This window comes from Candidatus Bathyarchaeota archaeon (assembly GCA_029882535.1).
Lineage (GTDB): Archaea > Thermoproteota > Bathyarchaeia > Bathyarchaeales > SOJC01 > JAOUKM01.
The window spans coordinates 1-1,753 of sequence record JAOUKM010000080.1 but is presented as its reverse complement, the minus strand read 5'-3'; the positions used below and the strand labels follow the sequence as shown (position 1 = coordinate 1,753).

Genomic DNA, 1,753 nt, shown 5'->3' with positions numbered 1-1,753 from the left:
TCTTTCTTTTTTGTTCCAGTCTACGAAGAGGAGAATGCTGGATGTGATTGTTAGTAGGCCGAAAATGTTTATGGCGTTTAGTCTCAGAGTCTCGGATATTTTTCCAATTAGCCCCGGGGTTTCCTCTAAGCCAACACCCTTAACCTTAAGAAAAGCTAATTGTTTTCTAACCGACATAGCAAGGGTTTCCTCGTGTTCTATGATTGTTTCGTGAACTTTATTGAGAAGCTGATTCGAGTCTTCGTTTTCTGACGCGTACAAAATTAGTGAGTCATAATTCAAAGATAGTCCCAGCAGATGGGAATGGGCTCTGACCGTTTCGGTTAGTTCTTGAATTACTTCAGGTTTTTCGGAAACGCCGAGACCCACAACTGTAATCGACATGGCGGGGAATTGGCTTGCTGGGACTACGTTTAGTTCGGTTGACAGGACTCCTTTGATTAAGGTGCCTTTTGCGTTTAGGTCTCCGTGAGTGTGGCTGATTACTCTAACTTTTACGGATGAGTCCTTGTATCGCAAAGCTTTTCTGTGGATAAACTTTGTGCCCGAATCCGCTAGTCCCACTAGGGTGTTCACGTCGATTTCTGTGAGTCTTTCTGGTTTACTTATGATCTTGGGATCGGCTGACATGATTCCTTCGGCGTCGGTAACCATGATAAGTTCATCTGCTCCTATGGCTTTCGCTAGAATGAAGGCTGTTGTGTCGCTTCCACCTCTTCCAAGGGTAGTTATTTTTTCATCTGGTGTTCTGCCTACGAAGCCTGCGATGACGGGTATGCCGCCTTTTTCAACGATGGGAAGCACGTGTTGCTGGATTCTTTTTTCGCATTTGTCCAAGATTGGGTTTGCATCGGAGAAAACGTCGTCTGTTATGATGGGCCAGTCTGGGTCTAATGGGTCGAAGTAACGGGATTCTACACCCTGTGCTTTTAAAGCCACGGCGAAGATTCTGATGCTGGTTCTTTCACCCATTGCCAAGATTTCATCTAGTTCTCCTTTCTCAATCTTTCCGTTGGAAGCATTTTTGGCTGCGTGGAGAAGCGAATCGGTTGTTTTTCCCATGGCGGAAACGATCACGACGATTTGTGTACCCTTCTTGCCTTCCTTAGCCACTGTCGTAACTGCCTTCAACATGCGTTCGTGATCTGCTAGGCTGGCTCCTCCATATTTGACCACAATTCGTTTGCGGCGTTCTTCACCAGATTGTTTCATAAACTATACAAACCCCCCATGAAGCCCAGAAAGCTAAGATGCAAAATTTTGTTTCAGCTAACTGGGTCTAACGATAAAAGAAATAGCGGTAGCGATAGAACATCATTAGAGAATTGGTCGTTGAAGTCGTTGAGTAGTTTTTCATAGGCCCGATTTCCTTTTGTTGACAACAACAATCGCTTTTCTGGTATAAAAGATTTATTGAACTTACTTCTAGTAGATAGAAGAGGATTTTTCGAAACTTTGCTTTACGTGGAATGTCTTCTTTTGGAATAGAATCTAGAGCGATGCATTTGATTGTTTGGAAGTTCTAAGCATACTTCTTCAAGTGATCTATTACTTCGTTGACGCTTTGAAAACCATATTTGATTCCCTTGAAGTTCTGCCTCAGCGCAATAACATCCTTTCTTGCTTCAGCGGGTTTTCTCTTTCTCTTCACAACATCCAACATTAAAGCACATAAGTATTTGATATCGCTTTCCTTGAAACCCCTCCTAGTTACATCTTGGAAGCCCACTCTGAGGCCTGAAGGATTTTCTCT

General features: G+C 43.4%; 2 protein-coding genes. Both read right to left on the bottom strand.

Annotation, left to right across the window (positions count from 1 at the left end):
- On the bottom strand, nucleotides 1-1,212 hold a 1,212-nt coding region (locus OEX01_09725), incomplete at its 3' end, for a hypothetical protein (protein MDH5449262.1).
- Nucleotides 1,213-1,522: 310 nt separating this feature from the next.
- The coding region (locus tag OEX01_09720) for a hypothetical protein (GenBank protein ID MDH5449261.1) at nucleotides 1,523-1,753 on the bottom strand (231 nt) is incomplete at its 5' end.